The sequence below is a fragment of the Hymenobacter polaris genome (genome assembly GCF_012927305.1).
In the GTDB taxonomy this organism is placed as follows: domain Bacteria; phylum Bacteroidota; class Bacteroidia; order Cytophagales; family Hymenobacteraceae; genus Hymenobacter; species Hymenobacter polaris.
Genome location: NZ_JABBGH010000002.1, coordinates 487,085 through 509,198, shown reverse-complemented (window position 1 = coordinate 509,198; position 22,114 = coordinate 487,085). Strand labels below are relative to the sequence as shown.

Sequence of the window (22,114 nt, the reverse complement as noted above, 5' to 3'; positions counted from 1 at the left end):
TCCGGCCCTAGGGTCGTTCCACTATCTTATTGCTTGCCGACGTGTTTTCCTGGTTGAACTCTCCCACCCGCCGTGGCCGGGCTGCCCTGCTGCTGCTGGCCCTCGGCGCCGCCGCCCAGCCCGCCCTAGCCCAGAAGAAAGGTAAAAACGAGCCGGCACCCACCGCCACTGGTCCCCAGCGTTTGCAGCCGCTGTTTGGCGGCGTTTCGCCCGCCCAGGCCCAGCAGGTAATTGGCGCGGCTGTGCTGGCCGACATCGACCGTAGCTTTGCCTCGCGACCCGAAGCCAGCCGGTTCTTCAGCCAGAAAGGCTACGAGTATCTGCAAGAAAACCAGCCCGATACGGCGGCCGTACGCTTCAACCTGGCCTACGCCCTCGACCCCAAGAATGCCGATGCCTACCGCGGCCTGGCTGTGCTGGTAAGCCAGCGCCCCAACCCCTCGCCCGAGGCTATTCAGGCGCTGCTGGCCCAGGGCCTGGCCGTGGCGCCCGCCGATAGCCGCCTGCTCAACGACGCGGCCACCAACACGCTGACCCGCTACGAGCAAACCAAGAAGAAAAAGGACCTGACCCTGGCCGCCGACTACGCCCAGCGCGCCCTGGCCGCCGACTCAACCAACGCCAACGCCTGGCAAACCTCGGCCCGCGTTAAGTACTTCCAGGAAGACTACGCGGGCGCCTGGCAGGCGGTGCACAAGGGCCAGAGCTACAGCCTCGGCAGCCTCGACTTTGGCTTCCTAACCCAGCTCATGGCCAAGGCGCCCGACCCGGATGGCAAGTTTAAGTAAGAAATGTGGCGAGGTAGGGAATGTATAAAATGTAAAAACTAGGCTGTTTACTAATTTTTACATTTTATACATTCCCTACCTCGCCACATTTTTTAAAACAGCCCGGCGGCTATGCGGCGAATGGCTTCGGCCTTGCCCATGCTGTAGTAGTGCAGGCAGGGCACGCCGTGGGCCATTAGCTCGCGGCTTTGGTGCAGGCACCACTCAATGCCGACTTCGCGGGCGGCGGCGTTGTCCTTGGCTTGGTGGATGGCTTCGGCCAGCGCCTCGGGAATGCTGAGAAAGAAGGCCCTAGGTAGCGCTGTGAGCTGCGCCTTGGTGGTGAGCGGCTTAAGGCCGGGGATGATGGGCACCGTAATGCCCGCCTCGCGGCAGCGGCGCTCAAACTTGAAGAACTCCTCGTTGTCGAAGAACATCTGGGTCACGATGTAGTCGGCCCCGCGGTCGATTTTATCCTTTAGAAAGCGAATATCGGAGCCCAGGTTGGGGGCCTCGAAGTGCTTTTCGGGGTAGCCGGCGGTGCCGATGCAGAAGTCGGTGCACAGCACGGGCTCGGCGCCCTGAGGCTGGTACTGCTCGTCGTGGTCGTGGTAGCGGCCGTGGTTCAGCTCGCTAATCTGGCCAATGAGGTCGCAGGCGTAGCGGTGGCCATCGGGGTGGGGCTGGAAGTGGCCCTCGCTCTTGATGGGGTCGCCGCGCAGGGCCAGCACGTTGTCGATACCCAGGAAGTGCAAGTCAATCAGCGCGTTCTCGGTTTCTTCCTTGGCAAAGCCGCCGCAGATGAGGTGCGGCACGGTGTCTACGTCGAAGCGGTTTTTGATGGCCGCGCAGATGCCCACCGTGCCCGGCCGCTTGCGCACAGCCTTGCGCTGCAAGAGGCCGCCCGGCCGCTCGCGCAGCACAAACTCCTCGCGGTGGTAAGTCACGTCGATAAACGGCGGCTTGAACTCCATCAGGGGCTCGATGTTGGCGTAGAGCGAGTGGATATTTTCGCCTTTGCGCGGCGGCAGCACCTCGAAGGAAAATAGGGTTTTTCCGTGGGCGCGGGCTAGGTGTTCAGTTACTTTCATGGTTGTACCGTGGACTCTGTGAGTCCGCGAGTAAGTACTTTTTAGGGATAATAAGCGCGGACTCACAGAGTCCACGGTACAGCTACTGCGGGTCGTAGTTCAAATTCGGCATCAGCCACCTTTCCAATTCTTCCAGCGACATCCCCTTGCGGGCGGCCATGTCCACCACTTGGTCGCGGCCGATTTTGCCGAGGCCGAAGTAGCTGGCCGCCGGGTGGGCGTAGTAGAGGCCGCTAACGGCGGCGGTGGGGTACATGGCCAGGTTTTCGGTAAGGATGATGCCCGTTTGGCGCTCGGCATCCAGCAGCTTAAACAGCGTAATTTTCTCGGTGTGGTCGGGGCAGCCGGGGTAGCCGGGGGCGGGCCGGATGCCGCGGTAGGTTTCCTTAATCAGCTCCTCGCCGCTGAGGTGCTCGTCGGGCGCGTAGCCCCAAAATTCCTGGCGCACGCGCTCGTGCAAGCGCTCGGCGAAGGCCTCGGCCAGGCGGTCGGCCAGCGCCTTAATCATAATGCTGGAGTAGTCGTCGTGGTCAGCCTCATAGTGCTCGATGAGCTTTTCGATGCCGAGGCCCGCCGTCACGGCAAAGCCACCGAGGTAGTCGGCGCGGCCCGAGTCCCTAGGGGCTAGGTAGTCGGAAAAAGCTACATTGGGCACGCCGGGGGCCTTTTCGCCCTGCTGGCGCAAGGTGAAGAACTCGTCGCGCACCGTCTGGCGCGAGTCGTCCGCGTACACCTCGATGGTATCGTAGTCCTTGGTATTGGCCGGCCAGAACCCTAGGACGGCGCGCGCCGTGAGGCTCTTGTTTTCGATTACTTCGGCTAGCATCTTTTGCGCGTCCTCGAAGAGCTTGCGGGCAGCCTCGCCCAGGTTCTCATCTTCCAAAATGCGCGGGTAGCGGCCCTTCAGCTCCCAGGTGTGGAAGAAGGGCGTCCAGTCGATGTAGCGCGCCAGCTCGTCTAGCGGGTAGTTGTCCAGCACCTGGGTGCCCAGGAAGCTGGGCTTGGTGATGGGCGCGGTTTCCCAGTCGGCGTGGTAGCCGTTGGCGCGCGCCGCCTCAATGGCGAGGTAGTTCTTGTCGCGCTGGCGGCCGGCGTGGTCTTCGCGCAGCACCTGGTATTCGTCCTTAATCGTTTGCTGGTAAGCCACTTTACCCGAGCCGAGCAGGCTGGCGGCCACGCCCACCGAGCGCGAGGCGTCATTGACGTACACGGCCGAGCCCGAGTAGGCGGGCGCGATTTTGACGGCCGTGTGCAGGCGCGAAGTGGTGGCCCCGCCGATGAGCAGCGGCACTTGCAGCTTGCGCTTTTCCATTTCGCGGGCCACGTACACCATCTCATCCAGCGAGGGCGTGATGAGTCCGCTCAGGCCGATGATGTCGGCGCCCTGCAGCTGCGCCTCGTCCAGGATGCGCTCCAGCGGCACCATCACCCCTAGGTCCACAATCTCGAAGTTGTTGCAGGCCAGCACCACGCCCACGATATTCTTGCCGATGTCGTGCACGTCGCCTTTCACCGTGGCCAGCAGGATTTTACCGGCCGTTTGGCGGGCCGTGCCTTGCTTCTCAGCTTCCAGGAACGGCTGCAAGTAAGCCACCGCCTTCTTCATAACGCGGGCCGACTTCACCACCTGGGGCAGAAACATCTTGCCGGCGCCAAAGAGGTCGCCCACCACGTTCATGCCGGCCATCAGCGGGCCCTCAATCACGTCGAGCGGGCGGCCCAGCAGCTGGCGCACCTCCTCAGTATCCTGGTCGATGAAGTCGGTAAGGCCGCGCACCAGCGCGTGCTGCAAGCGCTCTTGCACCGGCAGGGCGCGCCAGGCCAGGGCATCCACGGCGCTCTGGGGGCCGGCGGTTTTCTGACCCTTCAGGCTCTCGGCAAAGTCCACGAGGCGCTCGGTGGCGTCGGGGCGGCGGTCGAGCAGCACGTCCTCCACCATGTCGAGCAGTTCCTTGGGCACGTCGTCGTACACGGCCAGTTGGCCGGCGTTCACGATGCCCATATCGAGCCCCGCCCGGATGGCGTGGTAGAGGAAGGCCGCGTGCATGGCCTCGCGCACCACGTCGTTGCCCCGGAAAGCAAACGAGATGTTGCTGACGCCGCCGCTAGTGCGGGCACCGGGCAGGTTCTCCTTTATCCACTTCACGGCCGCGATGAAGTCGAGCGCGTAGCGCCGGTGCTCCTCAATGCCGGTGCCCACCGTCAGGATGTTGGGGTCGAAGATGATGTCCTCGGCTGGGAAGCCAACTTCCTTGGTCAGAATATCATACGAGCGCTGGCATATCTCAATGCGCCGCTCGTAGTTGTCGGCCTGGCCGTTTTCGTCGAAAGCCATTACCACCACGGCCGCGCCGTACTGGCGCACCAGGCGGGCGTAGTGCCGGAATTTCTCTTCGCCTTCCTTCAGGGAAATTGAGTTGACGATGCTCTTGCCCTGCACGCACTTCAGGCCGGCCTCAATCACGGTCCACTTCGACGAGTCAATCATCAAGGGCAGGCGGGCGATGTCAGGCTCCGAGGCGATGAGGTGTAGGAAGGTGGTCATGGCCGCCTCCGAGTCGAGCATGCCCTCGTCCATGTTCACGTCGAGCACCTGGGCGCCGCCCTCCACTTGGGCCCGCGCCACGGCCAGCGCCGCGTCGTAGTCGCCGGCCCGGATGAGGCGCGCAAAGGCCCGCGAGCCCGTCACGTTGCAGCGCTCGCCGATGTTGACGAACAGGCTGCCCGGCGTGATGTTGAACGGCTCTAGGCCCGCCAAGCCCAGCGAAGCGTGCGCGGTCGGCACGACCGTGCTGTCGATGGCGCCGTCCACGGCCAGCTCGGCCGGGGGCCCTAGGGGGGCCGGAGCGCGCGTGGGGTACTTATCGGCCAGGCGGCGCAGTTCGGCAATGTGCTGGGGCGTAGTGCCGCAGCAGCCACCCACCACATTTAGCAAGCCTTCCTTAAGGTAGTCCTCGACCAAGGCGGCAAACTCCTGGGCGCTCTCGTCGTAGCCGCCGAAGGCGTTGGGTAGGCCCGCGTTGGGGTAGGCCGATACCGATACGTCGGCCAGGCGGGCCAGCTCGCGCACGTAGGTTTTGAGCTGGTCGGCCCCTAGGGCGCAGTTGAGGCCCACGCTCAGCAGCGGCAGGTGGCGGATGCTATTCCAGAACGCCTCCACGGTTTGCCCGCTCAGCGTGCGGCCCGAGGCGTCGGTGATGGTGCCCGAAATCATGACGGGCACCTGCCGCCCGCCCTCGTCGAAGAACTGCTGCACGGCAAACAGCGCCGCTTTGGCATTCAGCGTGTCAAAGATGGTCTCAATCAGCAGCGCGTCCACGCCGCCGTCCACTAGGCCCTTGGTTTGCTCGAGGTAGGCGGTGGCCAGCTCGTCGAACGTCACGGCGCGGAAGCCGGGGCGGTTCACGTCGGGCGAGAGCGAGGCGGTGCGGTTGGTGGGCCCGATAGCGCCGGCCACGAAGCGCGGCTGCGCGGGGTTCTGGGCCGTAAACTCGTCGGCCACCTCGCGAGCCAGGCGGGCACTCTCGTAGTTCAGCTCGTACACCACGTGCTCCAGCGCGTAGTCGGCCTGGGCAATGGTAGTGCCGCTGAACGTGTTGGTTTCCACCATGTCGGCGCCGGCGGCGAAGTACTCGGCGTGAATGGCGCGGATGATATCGGGCCGCGTGAGGCTGAGCAAGTCGTTGTTGCCGCGCAGCGGGCGCGGGTGGTCTTTAAAGCGCTCACCCCGGAAGTCTTCTTCCTCCAGCGGGTAGCGCTGAATCATGGTGCCCATGGCGCCGTCGAGCACCAGCAGGCGCTGGCGCAGCAGGCCGGGCAGCGGTGAGGCAGCGGGAGTACAGGCGGGGTCGGGGGCAACCGGGGCAGCAGTAACGGCGGGCATATTCTTTCTTGAAAGCAGGGTCCTAAGCACCTATCCAGAAAGAAAGCCGCGCCGGGCGGCGCAGGTTCCGGCTGATATCTTCTTCAACCCCTAGGGGGGCCGAACAGGAGTTGGCACCAGCCCCTGGGGCGGTTGCCAAGACGTCATCGGGCCTGGTCCCTCGGTCTTTCTGGATAGCAGCGGCTACGAAGATACAACCCCAAGCCAGCAAACTACTATTTTGGGGTCCGGGTACCGTAGGGGCGGGGGTTTGTCACTGCCCGTCGTTGAACGACCATCGTCAAACTAGCGCGGCCGACGGGCGGGGACAAGCCCTGCCCCCACTGTCCGCTGACTCAGAATCTGCTGCAAAGCTCCTGACGCAAAAAAGCGCCTTCCCCAGCGGAGAAGACGCCTTATTTTAGCTAATAAGCACTGCGGGGCCCTAGGGGAAGAGCACGCCGCGGTAGTCGTTGGGGTTCACCTGCGGGACGGTAGCGCCGTAGCGGGCGTTGATGGCCATAATTATCTGGTTGGCCACCAGGGCGTAGCCGCGGGGCGTGGGGTGCACGCCATCGAGCGAGAACAGGTTGCCCGTGATATAGCTGGCTGAGTTGGCCACGCCGTTGCTGGCCGCGCCGGTGGTGGCGATGCCGCGGAAGTACTGGTTGGCATCGAAAAAGGCCAGGCCTTTGTTGAGGGCCGCCGTTTGCAGCGCGTTGTTGAAGGAGGTAGTGGCGTTGGCTACGGTCGTCTGCTCGGTGCCATCCAGCACCAGCGTGCTGGGGAAGGGGTTGCCGGTGCTGGCGCCGAATGCCTTGGTGGTATCTACGCCCAGAGCCAGCAGAAACACTGATAGGTTGGGCACGGTAGCGGGCAGCGAAGGCCGCAGCTGCTGATAGAAGTCGCGGTAGTACTTGCCGGTGGGCTGGCCATAGAGGCCGATATAGGGAGCGGCCGTGAGCGTGAGCAACAGCGTGCCGCCGCTAGCATTGCGAATGTCGCCCAGCGTAGCGGTTACCTTAGTGCTGGCCACGCCCGGAATCAGCGCGCCGGTGGTGTAGATGAAGGGAGCAGCCGAAGGAACGTTGGCCGCCGCAAACGAAGCGCGGGCCGAGGGGCCGACGGTGGTGAAGAATGGAATGCCCGCCACGTCGGGAATGTTGCTCACCACACCCTTGGGGGCACCAGTGGCCGCTGAATTGCTAGCCGTCAGCACGTTAATCATGCGGTTGGCTTTGCGGCTAAACGTATCGACGTTGGTAATAGCGTAGGAGCTGGAGATAGCCGCCAAGGCGCCGCCGCTGGTGGCGTAGCTCAGCACGTCGTTGTTGCCGAGCCACATTGAGAAGAATGTAGCCGTAGCCGCCTCGGCCTTGATGCGCTGGAAGTAGGTTTGGCCGGCGCTGGCGTCGGGGGTGATGCGCTCGAAGTACGGGTTGCCCTGGGTGCTGCCGTATCCTACCGTTTGCACATCAGCCAGCTTGATGCCGGGGACGCCGAAGTTCTCGATGCCATCGGTGTACTTGGTGTACAACACCTGGGGCGAGGTGGCGCGCACGGCCAGGTTGCTCGTCACGGCCTGGGTGATGGGCGAGCCGGTAGCTGTGAAGCCCGCCAGGCGCAGGTAGCCCGAGCCATTGGCCTGGGCGGTGCTGAACAGCGGCTGGCGAAACTGCCCGCCCCCGGCCTTGGCAAACTGCTGAGCCAGGATGTTGGGGTATGAGTTCTGCTGGCCTTCGAGGTAGAGGCCGTTGTCTTCGTAGCCGGCCGTGAGCGAATTGCCCACCGCGATGTAGCGCGCGAAGCTGGCATTGCCAGCACTAGCGCCGGCGGGCGCGTCGATGTCGGTTTGGCAGCCGGCCAGGCCTAGCAGCCCTAGGCCCAAGAGGGCCAGCGGCTTCCGCCCCAGGTGAGAAAAAGTCGTCATAATAGAGTTGGGTAGGAAAAGACGGGCGAATTAGAAATTGAAGTGCAGCCCCACGCCGGGCACCACGATGGTAGTTTTGTAGGTGCCGGCCACGCGGTCGGTAGTGCCGTTGGCAACTAGCGCCGCTTGGTCTTGGCTGCGCTGCATGAAGTCCTCAAACAGGAACGAGGCATCGAGGCCGAAGCGGTTGGCAAACTCGTAGGTGAGGCCCGCCGAGAGGCCAATGCGGTCGGCATCGGGCGTCTCGGGGGTCACGAAGCCGTCCTTCACGCAGTGGAAGTCGTAGAACGCGCCGCCGCGCAGCCACAGGCCGTCGCTCACCTTATACTGCAAGCCGGCGCGCAGGGCCACGGCATCCAGGTACTGGCGCTGCGACACGGTGCTGGTGCTGCCGCCCAGCACGCCGCCGGTGTAGTTGAAGGTGAGCTGCTGGTAGCGGCTCCAGCGCACGTAGTTGGCATCTAGGGCGATGGTGAGCTTGTCGGTGGGCCGGATGCCCAGGCCGATGCTGTACACGTCGGGCAGGGCCAGGGTGGTGCTGAAGCCGGTGGCCGTGAAGTTGCTGGCCACCGAGGCCGGCACGCCGCTCAAGGCCACGTTGCCGTCGCTCACGGTTTGGTCGATGGCCGAGCGGTAGCTCAGGCCGATGCTGAACTTGTCGCTGGGCTTAATCATGATGCCCAGGTTGTAGCCGAACTTCTTGTCGGCGTTGCCGGTGAGCGTGGCGTGGGCCGGGCCGCTGCCGCTGGCGCTTTGAATGGGAAGGTCGCGCTGCAGGTTTACCTGGCCGAACGCGCTCCACACCAGCCCGCCCCCGATGCTGAGGAAGGGCGTGATGGCGTAAGCCGCCGTGGCTTGCACGAATACCGACTGCAACGTAATGTCGGTGAGCGAGTAGCGGCCTTCCCAGCCCTGCTGGTAGTGCAGCTCCGAGCCGAAGGGCGTGTAGGCCCCTAGGCCCAGGCGCCACTTGCCTTCCTTGGGCCCGAAGCCCACGAAGCCGCTAAATGGAAACACGTTGGTATTCTGCAGGGTACGCTGGCCCTGGTCGCCGATATTGGGCCGAAACGAGATGCGCGGAATGGCCAGGTTGCCGCCCAGCTGCAGGCCGGTGGGCGCAAAGGCAAACGCGCCGGGGTTGTAGTACTGCGAGGCCGCGTCGAGGTAGAGGCCGGTGCCGGTGCTGCCCATGCCGACGTTTTTGGTGCCCGTCAGGTTGACCTGGAAGCCGCTGGCCAGCGCCCCGGTGGTAGCTGCCAGCAAGCCGCCGCCAGTGAGGAGTAACAATTTTACCCGCATAAAGGGAGGAGTAACGAGTGGTGGGATAGGTGAATTGCGGGCTAAAGATAGGGTGAATTGACTTGCCTAAAAGTAGGCAAGCCGAGTAGTTGGGCCCGGCTGGCGGCAGCGGCCTGGCCCGGTGGCTGCAACCGCCAGCCGGGCCCTAGGGTCTATGCGGGTAGCAAAACCATTATTTGGTATTAAGTCTAGGTTAACCTGCACTTTATCCCGGACTACTGCCGTAATTTTGGCTAGCTGAATCCCTACTCCTTTTCGCTTCCCTACCGCCCGGCGGCGGTTTCTCTTCCCCCCTTTTACTTATGATAAAACCACTCCTCACGCTCCTAGGGGTCACCGCCAGCCTGAGCTTTGGCAGCCTGCGGGCGCAGGCGCAGGCTACCCTAGGCACCAGCCCCTACCTCGAAACCTTCGACGGCCTGGCGACGGGCCTGCCCACGGGCTTCGGCATTTATACCGGCGCCACGGCCAGCAGCCTGGGCACCGCGGCTACGCTCACCACCGCCGCCACGGCCTGGAACAACACCGCGGGCGCGTTTAAGAACTTCGCCTCGGCCGACATTGGCAGCACCGCCACCACGGCCGCCCAGGCGGCGGCCACCGACCGCGCCCTAGGGGTGCGCCAAACCGGCAGCCTGGGCGACCCCGGCGCCTCGTTCGTCTTTCAGGTGGCCAACACCAGCGGGCGCACCGACTTTGCGCTCACCTTTAGCCTGCAGTCGCTGGATGCCGCTTCGCCCCGCACCACCGTCTGGACGGTAGACTACGGCTTGGGCGCGGCGCCCACCAGCTTCACGGCCCTGGCGACGGGCACCACCGGCGGCAGCGCGTTTAGCAACACGCCCATCAAGGTAAGCTTCGGCACCGCGCTCGACGACAACAGCGGTCCCGTCACCATTCGGGTATCGACGCTGGCGGCCTCAACGGGCAGCGGCAACCGCCCTAGCTCGGCCATCGACGACTTTCAGCTGAGCTGGAACACGCCCTCGGCCACTACGCCGGTACTGACGGTGACGCCCAACGCACTGGCTTTTGGCAGCCAGAACATCAACACCGCCTCGGCCCCGCAGAGCTACTCGCTGAGCGGCGTGAACCTGAGCGGCGCTACCACCGTGACGGCCACCGGGCCCTTCACCGTGTCGAAAACGGCCACCGGCACTTACGGCAGCTCGCTGAGCTACGCGCCCGCCGAGCTAACCACCGCCACCTCGGTGTACGTGCGGTTTGCGCCCACCGCCACCGGGCCCGCCACGGGCAGCATCAGCAACGCCAGCGCCGGGGCCACCAGCCGCCCGGTAGCCCTGACGGGCACCGGCGCCGACCCCAACCAGACGGTATTCAGCTTCGATAACTGCACCACTACCCTTTCGGACGGCTGGAGCCAGTACAGCGTAACGGGCCCGCAGGTGTGGGCCTGCACCGCGTTCGGCCACAGCGCCGCCGACCCCACCGCCAGCGCCCCCAACGGCGTGCAAATGAACGGCTACGCTTCGGGCAACATCGCCAACGAGGACTGGTTTATCTCGCCGGCCTTCAATTTGAGCGCCTACAACTTCCCGCTGCTCTCGTTCTGGAGCCGCACGGCCTTCAACGGGCCGAGCCTGAAGCTGCGCGTCTCGACCAACTACAGCGGCACCGGCGACCCCAACGCCGCCACCTGGACTGACGTGAACGCGCAGTTTCCGGCTTCGGGCTCGGACGTGTGGACGCAGACGGCGGGCGTAAACCTGGCCGCTTTCAAAAGCGCTAAGGTGTACGTGGCCTTCGTGTACACCTCCACCAGCTCGGCAGCCGCCCGCTGGACCCTGGACGACATCGCCCTGACTAACTCGGCCACGCCGCCCGCCCCCACCCTGCTGACGGACGTGAAAAGCCTGGCCTTCGGCTACGTGGCCGCTGGCAGCAGCGCCGACCGCACCCTGAACGTATCGGGCGCCGACCTGACCGGCCCCGTCACCATCACCTCGACCGACCCGCTGTTTACGCTCTCAAAAGACGGCACCACCTTCGCTACCAGCCTAACGCTGACGGCCGCCGAGGTAAGCGCCACCACCAAAGCCGTGACGGTGCGCTTCCGGCCCACTACGGCATTTGCCACCTTCACCGGCACCCTCAACGTGAGCACGCCCGGCGCGGGCACGGCCCTGAGCGTGGCGCTGAGCGGCGACACCTACAACACCGACAAGACCCTGGAGGTGGTGAACTGGAACATCGAGTGGTTTGGCTCGACCCAAGCGGGCCTAGGGCCCAACAACAAGGACTTGCAGCAAGCCAACGTCACGACCGTGGCCAGCTACCTCAACGCCGACGTGTACGCGCTGGAAGAGGTAGTAGACATTGCGCGCCTGCAAAGCGTGGTGACGCAGCTTTCGGCCAACACTGGTCATCCGTACGCCTACATGGTGTCGGACTACGGCTCGTATGGCGACAATCCCCAAGACCCCGACTACGCTGCCGACCAGAAGCTGGCCTTCGTGTACCGCACCGACGTGGTGAGCAACCCCACCTTCATGGGTTTGCTGCGCTGCTCCGAGGCCGACGCCTGCCCCGCTTACAACGCCTGGGCCGGCGGCCGCTTCCCCTACCTGATGCACGCCGACGTGACGCTCGACGGCGTGACCAAGCCCGTTAACTTCATCGTGATTCACGCCAAGGCCAACGCCACGGCTACCTCGGCCAACGACTACGCCCGCCGCCAGCTGGGCGCCACGCTGCTCAAAAACTTGCTCGACACCCAGTACAAGGGCCAGAACAACTTGATTGTGGGCGACTACAACGACGTGCTGAACGGCACCATTGCCACGGGCGTGACGCCGGCCGTATCGTCGTACAACGTTATCGTGCAGGACTCGGCCACCTACCGCTCCATCACCCTGCCGCTGGCCCGCGCCGGCGCCCAGTCCACGGTGAGCTTCGCCACGGTTATCGACAACGTGATTGCGAGCGGCCCGCTGGCTAGCTACTACATCAACGGCACGGCCGCCGTGCGCACCGATGCCGCCGCCCTGGTAGCTAACTACGGCACCACTACCACCGACCACTACCCGGTGTTCACGCGCTACTCGTTCTCGACCCCCGACCTGGTGGTGAGCAGCGCCAACCAAACCATTGCCGGCGGCACCTACAACAGCATCACTGTGACGGGCGCCGGCGCGGGCACCCTGCAAGGCCCCGTGACGGTAATCGGCGCGGTAACCGTGCAGAGCGGCGGCCGCCTCGATACCAACTGCCAGCCCCTGACCGGCGCGGGTAGCTTCACGGTGGCCGACGGCGCCACCCTAGGCATCTGCGACGCGGCGGGCCTCAGCGCTACCGGTAGCACCGGCGCCGTGCAAGTAACGGGCACCCGCTCGTTCTCGGCCGATGCCACCTACGTGTACAGTGGTACCAGCGCCCAGGCCACGGGCCTCGGCTTGCCCAGCCAGGTGCGCGCCCTTACGGCTGCCAGCGCCAGCGCCCTTACCCTGAGCCAGCCCCTGGCCGTGGCCCAAACCCTGACCCTGGCCAGCAGCGGCAACCTGGTGCTGGGCAGCCAGCCCCTGACCCTGCTGTCGAGCGCCAGCGGCACCGCCCTGGTGGTGAACAGCGGCACCGGCACCGTGCAGGGCACGGCCACCGTGCAGCGCTACATCGACGGCAGCCTGAACGCCGGCCTCGGCTACCGCCACCTCTCGGCCCCGGTGAGCAACACGACGGTGGCCGACCTAAGCACCACCAGCTTTGCGCCCGTGCTGAACCCGGCCTACAACACCAGCGCTACGCCCGGCGCGGTGCAGCCCTTCCCCACGGTATTTGGCTACGACGAAAGCCGCCTGACCACGACCACCAACGACCTGCCGGCATTTGACAAAGGCTTCTACTCGCCGGCCAATACTAGCGCTCCGCTGGTGGTAGCCCAGGGCTACACCGTGAATATGGCCGCCAACCAGGTGGTCGATTTCATGGGGATGCTCAACAACGGCGACTACACCAGGAGCCTGACCCGCACCGACCAAACCGCTAACGGCGGCTGGCAGCTGCTGGGCAACCCCTACCCCAGCCCCCTCGACTGGAGCCTAGTGACCGACGCCGACCGCCCCGGCCTGAACGCTGCCGTGTACGTGTTCAACAGCACCGGGCCCTACGCTGGCCGCTACCGCAGCTATACCAACGGCATGGGCGGCGGCAGCCCGCTACTGGCCCTAGGGCAGGGTTTCTTCGTGCAGGTGGCTCAGAACAAAACCAGCGCGAGCCTCGCCCTGCACAACAGCCAGCGCGTTACCAGCTACGCCACTCAGGCTAGCCTGCTGCGCACCACCGCCGACCCCCGCCCCCGCCTGGCCCTGAGCCTGGCCGGCCCCAGCGGCGCCGCCGACGACCTCTACGTGTATGCCGAAGCGGGCGCCACCACGGGCTTCGACGGCCGCCAGGACGCCGCCAAGCTGCCCAACACCACCGGCTTCAACCTGGCGGCCCTCACCCCCGACGGCCAGCCGCTCAGCATTCAGGCCCTGCCCAGCCTGAGCGGCCGCGTGGCCCTGCGCGTGCTGGTGCCGGCCGATGGCACCTACTCGCTCACCGCCACCGACCTGCAAAACCTGCCCGCCGGCGCCCAGCCCGTGCTGGAAGACACCAAAACCGGCCAGCGCACCCCGCTGGCGGCCGCGGGCGCCAGCTACACCTTCACGGTAGCCACCGCCGACAACGCCGACGGCCGCTTCTGGCTGAACCTGAACGCGGCGGCCCTGGCCACTGCCCCCAGCGCCCTGCAAGCCGCCCTGGCCCTCTACCCCAACCCGACCCACGAGCGCCAGGCCACGCTGCTGCTACCCGCTGGCACCGCCGCCGGCCAAGTGCAGGTGCTCGATGCCCTGGGCCGCCTGGTGCGCCAGCAGGCCTTAGGGGCCGGCAACCCAGTGGTGACGCTGCAACTGGCTGGCCTCCCGGCTGGCGTATACCTGGTGCGCGTGCAGGCTGGCAACGAGCAAGCCACCCGCCGCCTCACCCTGGAGTAATCAGCTGCCCCTAGGGGGTACTGCCCATAAAAAGCGCCCGTTGGCTTCGGCCGGCGGGCGCTTTTGCGTGAGTAGGTAGCTACTTGTATTGAGTAAACAGGCAGTGTAAGCAGGCGGTCATGCTGAGCCTGTCGAAGCATCTCTACCGCTTCGTCCGGGGCGGGACTGCCAGCCAAGATGCTTCGGCAAGCTCAGCATGACCGCCTGTTTACACTGCCTGTTTACTTGTGCATGAGTACTTATAGACGAGTGGGCTAGGTGGGTAAATAATTCTTGGTAGCCCGTTAGCCAGGCACCTTTAACTACTTGCTCGATACCCTAGGGCCTACTTTGCCTCCAGCAGCGGCAGCACCTCGGCTACTTCAAATAGCGGGTTGTAACGTAGGATGCTTTTGAGAAAGGCTGTGTGCCCCTGACCAATAATCAACACAACCGCTTTGTCGTGTTGTACATCGATGGCACGGAGCAAGTTGGTATAAATGCGCACGTTTGTTTTAAAGAAGTCACCGGCCAAGTCGGCACCCGGATAAGCAGCACCATTACCTACGCGCGTAAATCCTAACAGGTAGCTATCCATATTCTCTTGGTCGATGGCTGGCGAGTTCAACAGTTGAAATACCGATAGCAAGCCTCTACCCGCATAAGTAGTCGCCGGAGCCTGCGTCTGTTTAATCGCGGCCAGGCGGCTCTCTATCAACAAACCGGTGCTATCGCCCACTGGTGGCTTATCATGCACACCTTTCAGAATGGCCAACTGGTTGTGTTGCTGCGCATATGCTCGTGCGGCCTCGTAGTCGAAGGTGCCTTCAGCTGCCACGCAGTGTACGCGAGCGAGGTTTAATTTTTTGGCCAGGCGATAACCTAGCTGGTATCGCTCGCTATTACCTAGCATGAAGTGACCTTTGCGATACAGAGCATACGTGCTATCAGCAAATCGCTGCTGGGCTTGCTTCCACTCAATGAACACTTTGTCGGCGTGCGTCTGCCGCAATATATCCGTGAGTTCTTCTAGTTGACGCTGTTTTTCGGGCGTACTCATGTCCACCCGGCTGGTTTTGCGCACGTCGCTGGTCGAGGGGTCGAAATGAAAGGTACCTACCAGATACACCTTGATTTTGGTGGGCAGCGGGGCGGCAGTTTGGGCAGCGGTGGCCTGGGCGAAACCCAGCAGCCCTAGGGCTAGCAAGGCGCAGAAACGTGTAGTAAGCGACATGGGAAAAGGGTAATAGATGAGGCGGCAAAGGTGCCGAGTGCTGCCGGGGGCCGAAAAATTTATTATCCCAACCGGGCTCGGCTTTACACCAAGCCCACCCCCTAGGGTCGTCCGCGCCCGGCGGGGGTTGGGGGCGGCTGCCGCCAGGTTGGGATAATAAACTTTCGGGCGGCAGTAGCGGCGAGCACTTTTGCTCTGCTAGGCGCTTAGCCTCCATCTTTTCCATGAAAATTACCCTTACCTGGCGCTCGCTGCTGGCATTCGGGGCGCTGCTGTTCGTGGCTTCCGAGGCCCACGAGCTGGTGCACACCGGTCTGGGCCGGCTGCTGTGCGGCTGCTGGGGCACCCGCGACTTCAACGTCTGGAGTTTATGCGCCAGCTGCGACCACCGCCCGCTGGTGCAGCTGGCCGCCACCTGGTCCGGCCCGCTGTTCAGCTTCGCGCTCATGTGGCTGGGGTTCTGGCTGCTGGGCCCGCGCCAGTCGGCGCGGCGCTGGTCGCTGGGCTTCGCGCTGGTGTTTGCGGCCATCCCGTTTGCCCGCATCCTAGGGGCGGTGTTTATGGGTGGCAACGACGAGGTGTACGCCCTGAGCAAGTTTATGCCTTACCACCGGGCCTGGGCCCTAGGGGCGGCGCTGGTGCTGCTGGCCACGGTGCCGCCGCTGGTGCGGGCCTACGCCACGCTGGCGCCGCGGGGACGGGCGTGGGTATTTCTAGGCTTCTTTCTGCTGCCGACGGCCGTGCTCTTCGTAGTTATTTTGGGCGCTATGAACTCGCTGCTGGCCAGCGGCTTCCTGGCTACTTACGGGGTGCTGGGCTCGCCCATCCTGGTTACGGGCTGGACGGTGCTGGTGGCGCTGGGCCTGGGCTTGACTTACCGCGCCCTTTTTACGTTGGGCCTAGCAGTGCCGCGCCCTAGCCTTACGTAGCTAGGCAGCAGTTACTATTGCTGTTATGAACCGCCGCCGCATCGTTCTGTACCAAGTGCTGGGCTGGGTGCTAATTATCAGCTACCGTTTGTTTTCTATGGCTATTGGCGTCGGTGCCAAGCAGCGCGTATTACCGCCCAAGCTGCTCCTGCACCAGTTCGTTTTTGAGCTAAGCATCGTGGCGTTATTTTATTACTGCTACCTACTATTTCCAATCGGCCTGCGGCGGGGGCGCTGGCCGGTACTGGTGCTAGGGCTGCTAGGCACGCCCCTAATATTCGCGGGCACCCGCTACCTGCTGGACGAAGTATTACTGCGGCTGCTACTAGGTTCTGGCAACTACTACCCCGACCCTACGCTGCTTTATTACTTACAGGACAACCTATACTTCCTGTTGCCAACCATTGTGCTGGCAGGCGCGGCCGTGCTGGTGCGCGATGCTTTTGTGCGCGAGCAGGTGCAGCAAAACCAGCTGCAGCTGCAAGCCATGGAACAAGCTAAAACGCAGGCCGAACTGGCTTTCCTGCGCACCCAAATCAATCCGCACTTTCTCTACAATACCCTTAACTACCTCTACGCTACGGCTTACCCCCTGTCGGAGGCGCTGGCCGAAGCCGTGCTGCGCCTCTCGGAGCTGATGCGCTACCTGCTGCACGAGAGCCCCGACGGCCAAGTAGACCTGGCCCGCGAGGTAGAATACCTCAACAACTACCTGGCCCTGTACCGCCTGCGCTTCGAGGATAAGTGCTTCGTGCAGTTCGAGCACCCGGCTGCCCTAGGGGCCTGGCGAGTGGCGGCGCTGCTGCTCATCCCCCTCGTCGAGAATGCTCTCAAGCACGGGGTCATCAACCGGCCCGACTGCCCCGTGACCATCGTGCTGGCCCTGCCCGCGCCCACCCAGCTGCGCTTCACCGTTTGCAACCGCATCGGCCAGCAGCAGAAGGATGCCACCACCGGCGTGGGCCTGCCTAACATCCGGCGGCGGCTGGCGCTGCTTTACCCCGGCCGCCACGCCCTGCGCGTGCACGACGACGGCCAGACGTACCGCACCGAGTTGGAGTTGAGCTTGTGAGGAGGGACCCCACCCCCGGCCCCTAGGCAGCACTTGGGCCAGCGCCGCCTACCGTACTTCAAGCATTCATTCAACTCTCACCCCATGCTCCGCTGCATTGCCATCGATGATGAGGCCTACGCTATTCGGCTGCTGGCCAGCTACATCCAGAAGCTGCCGACGCTGCTGGCGCTAGCCGGCACCACCACCGACCCACTCGAAGCCCTGCGCTGGGTGCAGGAAGGCCGCGCCGACCTGGTGTTTCTGGATATCCAGATGCCGGAGCTAACGGGCCTACAGTTCCTCAAAATTTGCGGCAACCGCTGCAAGGTGGTGCTCACCACCGCCTACCCCGAGTACGCCCTCGACGGCTACGAGCACGACGTAGTAGACTACCTGCTCAAGCCCATTTCCTTCGACCGCTTTTTGCGCGCCGTGCAGAAGGCCCAGGCCTTAGTAGCCCCGCCGGTGGCCCTATGGCCGCCCGCGCTCCCGGCGCTGCCAGCTTCGGCAGGCCTCGACTACTTGTTTGTGAAAGGCGAGAGCAAGAACAAGTACCTCAAGCTCAACTACGCCGATATTCTCTACGTGCAGGGGCTAAAGAACTACGTGTCCATTATGCTGCCGGGGCAGCGCGTAGTCACCTACCTCACCTTGCGCGAGCTGGAAGCCCAACTGCCGCAGCCCCCTTTCGTGCGGGTGCACAAATCGTTCATTATCTCGCTCCACCACCTGCGCCTCGTGGATGGCAACACCCTGCACGTGGGCCCCGAACGCATTGCGCTGGGCGAAACCTACCGCGACGACTTCTTCCGCCTGATTCGGGAGCCGGGCTAGGCGGCGGGGCCCTAGGGCTACTGCATGTCGATAACCACCTTGGCGCCGGCCGGCAGCTTGGGCACCCGCAGCTGGCTCACTACGGGGAAGGCGGCGGCGCACACACCCTGTTCTATTTCCACCTTGTAGGTGTAGGTGTTGGCGGCGCAGTCGTAGCGCAAGCTTTGGCTCTTGACGTGGCCACAACAGCAATAGTTTTTCCAGCCCACCAGCAGGGTACTGTCGCTAAACACGGCCGGACGCGGCCGGTACGACGAGCATATAAAAGCATCACCAAACTCCTGCTGCGAGTTGATAACGAACAGCTTAGCCTCCTGCCCGCTGCGGTCAGGAATGCAGGGATAAAACTGCACGCTGACGCCCGCAATTTCCTGGTCGGGGCAGGGCGCCTCGCCGGCCGACCGGCATTGAAAATTGGCTGCGAGCAGGCTGCTAGTAGCCAGGGCAAGTAAGCGAGTTGCTCGCATGAGAGAGGGGGCTAGGGGAGTACTGGGGGCATGACCGCGCCGCGCGCCCAGGGGTTGCGTTAGGCCCGTTATCAATTTTTCACCATATTGCTCCATTAAATCGTGCTAGTTGCAAAGAAGTTAGCTGCCGCAACCCTTGGCTACCCGCTTTGTCCTTGCTTCTACAACTCCCCTGCCTGCTTTGAACCGACGCGACTTTAGTACCCTTACCGGCCTAGGCGCCGGCGCCCTACTGCTGCCGAGCCTGCCCGGCCTGGGTGGCAGCCTGCCCGTAGACCCCGCCCGCCTGCTAGAGCCCGGCCTGGACGTGGCCCAAAAAAAGCGCCTGGCCGACGCCGCCCTGAACGCGGCCAAAAGTGCCGGCGCCACCTACGCCGACGTGCGCATCGGCCGCTACCTCAACCAAAGCGTGTTTACCCGCGAGAAGCAGGTGCAGAACATTGCCAGCGGCGAGAGCTTCGGGGCCGGCATCCGGGTCATTGCCCAGGGCACTTGGGGCTTCGCGGCCACCAACGACGTGACCGACGCCAGCCTAGCCCGCACCGCCCAGCGCGCCGTGGCCATGGCCAAAGCCAACGCCCGCATCCAGAAAGAGCCCGTGCAGCTGGCTCCGCAAAAGGGCTACGGTGAGGTGAGCTGGAAAACGCCCATCGTACGCAACGCCTTTGAGGTGCCAGTGAAGGAAAAAGTGGACTTGCTGCTGGCCACCAACGCCGCGGCCGCCGCCAACGGCGCCAGCTTCATGAGCAGCAGCCTGTTCCAAATCAACGAGCAGAAGTACTTCGCCAGCACCGACGGCTCGTACATCGACCAGGATATTCACCGCATCTGGCCCACATTTACGGCCACGGTGGTGGACCGGGCGGCGGGCAAGTTCAAGACCCGCGACGCGCTAAGCGCCCCCATGGGCCTGGGCTACGAGTACCTGACCCCTAGGGCCGCCGACAAGATTGCGGGCCCCGCCGGCACCGGCCTGGTGGGCTATAAAATGAGCTACGACATCTTGGAAGACGCCGCTCTGGCCGCCCAGCAGGCCAAGCAAAAGATGGGCGCCAAGAGCGTAACCGCCGGCAAGTACGACCTGGTGCTGGAGCCTAACCACCTGGGCCTGACCATTCACGAAAGCGTGGGCCACCCCCTGGAGCTGGACCGCGTGCTGGGCTACGAGGCCAACTACGCCGGCACCAGCTTCGCCACGCAGGAGTGGAAGGCCAAGAACATCCCCTACGGCTCGAAGCAGGTGACGATAGTGGCCGACAAGCTGCAGCCCGGCAGCCTGGGCGCGGTGGGCTACGACGACGAGGGCGTGAAAACCAAGGAGTGGACGCTCATTGACCAGGGCAAGCTGGTGGATTACGAGAAGATTCGCGACCAGGCGCACATCGTGGGCCAGCAAGCCAGCGACGGCTGCTGCTACGCCGACTCCTGGGACGCGGTGCAGTTTCAGCGCATGCCCAACGTGAGCCTGCAGCCGGGCTCCCAGCCCCTAGGGGTGGATGAGCTGATTAAGGGCGTGAGCAAGGGCATCTACATTGCCGGGCGCGGCTCGTATTCTATTGACCCGCAGCGCTATAACTTCCAGTTTGGCGGGCAGGTATTCTACGCCATCGAGAACGGCAAGATTACCGAAATGCTGGACGACGTGGCCTACCAGGCCAACACCCAGGAGTTCTGGAACTCGTGCGCCGCCGTGTGCGATGCGCGCGATTACCGCCTGTTCGGCTCGTTTTTCGACGGCAAGGGCCAGCCTTCGCAGGTGTCGGCCGTGAGCCACGGCAGCAGCACCGCCCGCTTCAATGCGGTAAACGTGATTAACACGGCCCGCAAGATTGGGTAGGCACCCATGCCAAAAGGCGGTCATGCTGAGCTTGTCGAAGCATCTCTACCGCTTCTTTTGAGCCGTTGCAACGAAGCAGTAAAGATGCTTCGAAAAACTCAGCATGACGTTCATTTTCAATAAGTAACCTTTTCTAATCAAACCCTTCAACCTGTGAAAAGACGTGACTTTGCCGCCCTTGCGGGCCTAGGGGCCGGGGCGCTGTGGCTGCCTAGCTTCCCAGCCCTGGCCGGCGACCTCGTAGACCCCGCCCAGCTGCTGGAGCCGGGCCTGGACGTGGCCCAGAAAAAGCGCCTGGCCGACGTGGCCCTGAACGCGGCCAAGGCGGCCGGCGCCACCTACGCCGACATCCGCATTCAGCGCACGCTCAACCAGGGCATCTTCACCCGCGAGAAGCAGGTGCAGAACATTGCCAGCGCCGAAACCCAGGGCATCGGCATCCGGGTGATTGCGGGCGGCACCTGGGGCTTCGCGGCTACCAACAACCTGACCGACGCCAGCGTGGCCAAAACCGCCCAGCAGGCGGTAGCCATTGCCAAGGCCAACTCGAAGGTGCAGAAGGAGCCCGTGCAGCTGGCCCCGCAAAAAGGCTACGGCGAGGTGAGCTGGAAAACGCCCATTCAGCAAAACGCCTTCGAGGTGCCCATCAAGGAAAAGGTGGACTTGCTGCTGAATGCCAACGGCGTAGCGCTGGCGGGCGGCGCATCGTTCGTCAATTCGGCGCTGTTCCAAATCAACGAGCAGAAGTACTTCGCCAGCACCGATGGCTCGTACATCGACCAGGACATCCACCGCATCTACCCCACGTTTGGCGTGACGGTGGTGGACCGCGCCAGCGGTAAGTTTCGCTCGCGGCAGGCCATGAGCTCGCCCATGGGCCTGGGCTACGAGTACCTGACGCCCAAGGCCGCCGATAAGGTGATGGGCCCGGCCGGCTCCGACGTGATTGGCTACAAGCAGAGCTACGACATTTTGGAAGATGCCGCCCTGGCCGCCAAGCAAACCAAGCAGAAGATTACCTGCAAGAGCGTGACGCCCGGCAAGTACGACCTGGTGCTCGACCCCCACCACCTGGGCCTGACCATCCACGAAAGCGTGGGCCACCCGTTGGAGCTGGACCGCGTGCTAGGCTACGAGGCCAACTACGCCGGCACCAGCTTCGCCACCCTGGCCTGGAAAGCCAAGAACATTCCCTACGGCTCGCAGCAGGTTAACATCGTGGCCGACAAGCTGCAGACGGGCTCCCTAGGGGCCGTGGGCTACGACGACGAGGGCGTAAAAACTAAGGAGTGGGACCTGATAAAGGCCGGCAAGCTGGTGAACTACGAGAAGATTCGCGACCAGGCCCACATCGTGGGCCAGCAGTATTCGGATGGCTGCTGCTACTCGCAGTCGTGGCAGGACGTGCAGTTTCAGCGCATGCCCAACGTGAGCTTGCGCCCCGGCACCACCAATAAGAGCGTGGATGAGCTGGTGGCTGGCGTGGACAAGGGCATCTACATCGCGGGCAACGGCTCGTTCAGCATCGACCAGCAGCGCTACAACTTCCAGTTTGGCGGGCAGGTGTTCTACGCCATCGAGAAGGGCAAGATTACCGAGCCCCTCGAAGACGTGGCCTACCAGGCCAACACGCTGGAGTTCTGGGGCTCGTGCGCCGACCGCTGCGATGAGCGCGACTACCGTCTGTTTGGCGCCTTCAACGACGGCAAGGGCCAGCCCTCGCAAAGCTCGGCCGTGAGCCACGGCTCGGCCACCACCCGCTTCAACGCGGTGAATGTGATTAATACGGCCCGCAAAATCGGGTAACCCCAAGCTCCCGCTTGGGGCATCGTTGAGC

The 22,114-nt window shown here is 63.8% G+C and carries 13 protein-coding genes and 1 riboswitch; of the genes, 7 read left to right on the top strand and 6 right to left on the bottom strand.

Features of this window, described 5'->3' with window-relative positions; all coding sequences use genetic code 11:
* The first annotated feature begins 53 nt into the window (after positions 1 to 53).
* Entirely contained in the window at positions 54 to 788 is a 735-nt protein-coding gene (locus HHL22_RS12540; RefSeq protein ID WP_169531697.1) for a hypothetical protein, read from the top strand.
* 92 nt (positions 789 to 880) lie between these two features.
* Here the strand turns inward: HHL22_RS12540 and metF are convergent, their stop codons facing one another.
* From metF to HHL22_RS12520, 4 genes are all read right to left on the bottom strand, one after another.
* Entirely contained in the window at positions 881 to 1,858 is a 978-nt protein-coding gene (metF, locus tag HHL22_RS12535) for a methylenetetrahydrofolate reductase [NAD(P)H] (RefSeq protein WP_169531696.1), read from the bottom strand.
* 82 nt (positions 1,859 to 1,940) lie between these two features.
* Positions 1,941 to 5,741 carry a methionine synthase gene (metH, locus tag HHL22_RS12530; protein WP_169531694.1) on the bottom strand — a complete coding sequence of 1,267 codons (3,801 nt, stop codon included), beginning with the start codon at positions 5,739 to 5,741 and terminating at the stop codon, positions 1,941 to 1,943.
* A 71-nt stretch (positions 5,742 to 5,812) separates the two neighbouring features.
* A riboswitch (SAM riboswitch) is annotated at positions 5,813 to 5,921 on the bottom strand.
* Positions 5,922 to 6,165: 244 nt separating this feature from the next.
* Positions 6,166 to 7,650: an SGNH/GDSL hydrolase family protein gene (locus tag HHL22_RS12525; RefSeq protein WP_169531693.1), complete on the bottom strand. Its 1,485-nt coding sequence runs from the start codon at positions 7,648 to 7,650 to the stop codon at positions 6,166 to 6,168.
* A gap of 30 nt (positions 7,651 to 7,680) precedes the next feature.
* The gene (locus HHL22_RS12520) at positions 7,681 to 8,949 is read right to left on the bottom strand and encodes an OmpP1/FadL family transporter (protein WP_169531692.1); all 1,269 of its coding nucleotides are present in this window, start codon (positions 8,947 to 8,949) and stop codon (positions 7,681 to 7,683) included.
* Positions 8,950 to 9,251: 302 nt separating this feature from the next.
* Between HHL22_RS12520 and HHL22_RS12515 the strand changes: the two genes are divergently transcribed.
* Complete coding sequence (locus HHL22_RS12515; RefSeq protein ID WP_169531691.1) at positions 9,252 to 13,943, top strand: T9SS-dependent choice-of-anchor J family protein; 4,692 nt, start codon at positions 9,252 to 9,254, stop codon at positions 13,941 to 13,943.
* A gap of 325 nt (positions 13,944 to 14,268) precedes the next feature.
* On the opposite strand, the gene HHL22_RS12510 is transcribed toward HHL22_RS12515, so the two are convergent.
* The gene (locus HHL22_RS12510) at positions 14,269 to 15,156 is read right to left on the bottom strand and encodes a DUF5694 domain-containing protein (RefSeq protein WP_169531690.1); all 888 of its coding nucleotides are present in this window, start codon (positions 15,154 to 15,156) and stop codon (positions 14,269 to 14,271) included.
* 224 nt (positions 15,157 to 15,380) lie between these two features.
* On the opposite strand from HHL22_RS12510, the gene HHL22_RS12505 reads away from it, so the two are divergent.
* From HHL22_RS12505 to HHL22_RS12495, 3 genes are all read left to right on the top strand, one after another.
* The gene (locus tag HHL22_RS12505; protein WP_169531689.1) at positions 15,381 to 16,085 is read left to right on the top strand and encodes a hypothetical protein; all 705 of its coding nucleotides are present in this window, start codon (positions 15,381 to 15,383) and stop codon (positions 16,083 to 16,085) included.
* A 25-nt stretch (positions 16,086 to 16,110) separates the two neighbouring features.
* Positions 16,111 to 17,157: a sensor histidine kinase gene (locus HHL22_RS12500; protein ID WP_169531688.1), complete on the top strand. Its 1,047-nt coding sequence runs from the start codon at positions 16,111 to 16,113 to the stop codon at positions 17,155 to 17,157.
* A gap of 84 nt (positions 17,158 to 17,241) precedes the next feature.
* On the top strand, positions 17,242 to 17,973 hold the full coding sequence (locus HHL22_RS12495) for a LytR/AlgR family response regulator transcription factor (protein WP_169531687.1): 732 nt from the start codon (positions 17,242 to 17,244) through the stop codon (positions 17,971 to 17,973).
* A gap of 17 nt (positions 17,974 to 17,990) precedes the next feature.
* On the opposite strand, the gene HHL22_RS12490 is transcribed toward HHL22_RS12495, so the two are convergent.
* On the bottom strand, positions 17,991 to 18,440 hold the full coding sequence (locus HHL22_RS12490) for a hypothetical protein (protein ID WP_169531686.1): 450 nt from the start codon (positions 18,438 to 18,440) through the stop codon (positions 17,991 to 17,993).
* 181 nt (positions 18,441 to 18,621) lie between these two features.
* Between HHL22_RS12490 and HHL22_RS12485 the strand changes: the two genes are divergently transcribed.
* Positions 18,622 to 20,277: a TldD/PmbA family protein gene (locus tag HHL22_RS12485; RefSeq protein WP_169531685.1), complete on the top strand. Its 1,656-nt coding sequence runs from the start codon at positions 18,622 to 18,624 to the stop codon at positions 20,275 to 20,277.
* A 153-nt stretch (positions 20,278 to 20,430) separates the two neighbouring features.
* Positions 20,431 to 22,083 (top strand): TldD/PmbA family protein, encoded by a 1,653-nt coding sequence (locus HHL22_RS12480; RefSeq protein WP_169531683.1) that lies wholly within the window; start codon positions 20,431 to 20,433, stop codon positions 22,081 to 22,083.
* Positions 22,084 to 22,114 lie beyond the last annotated feature (31 nt).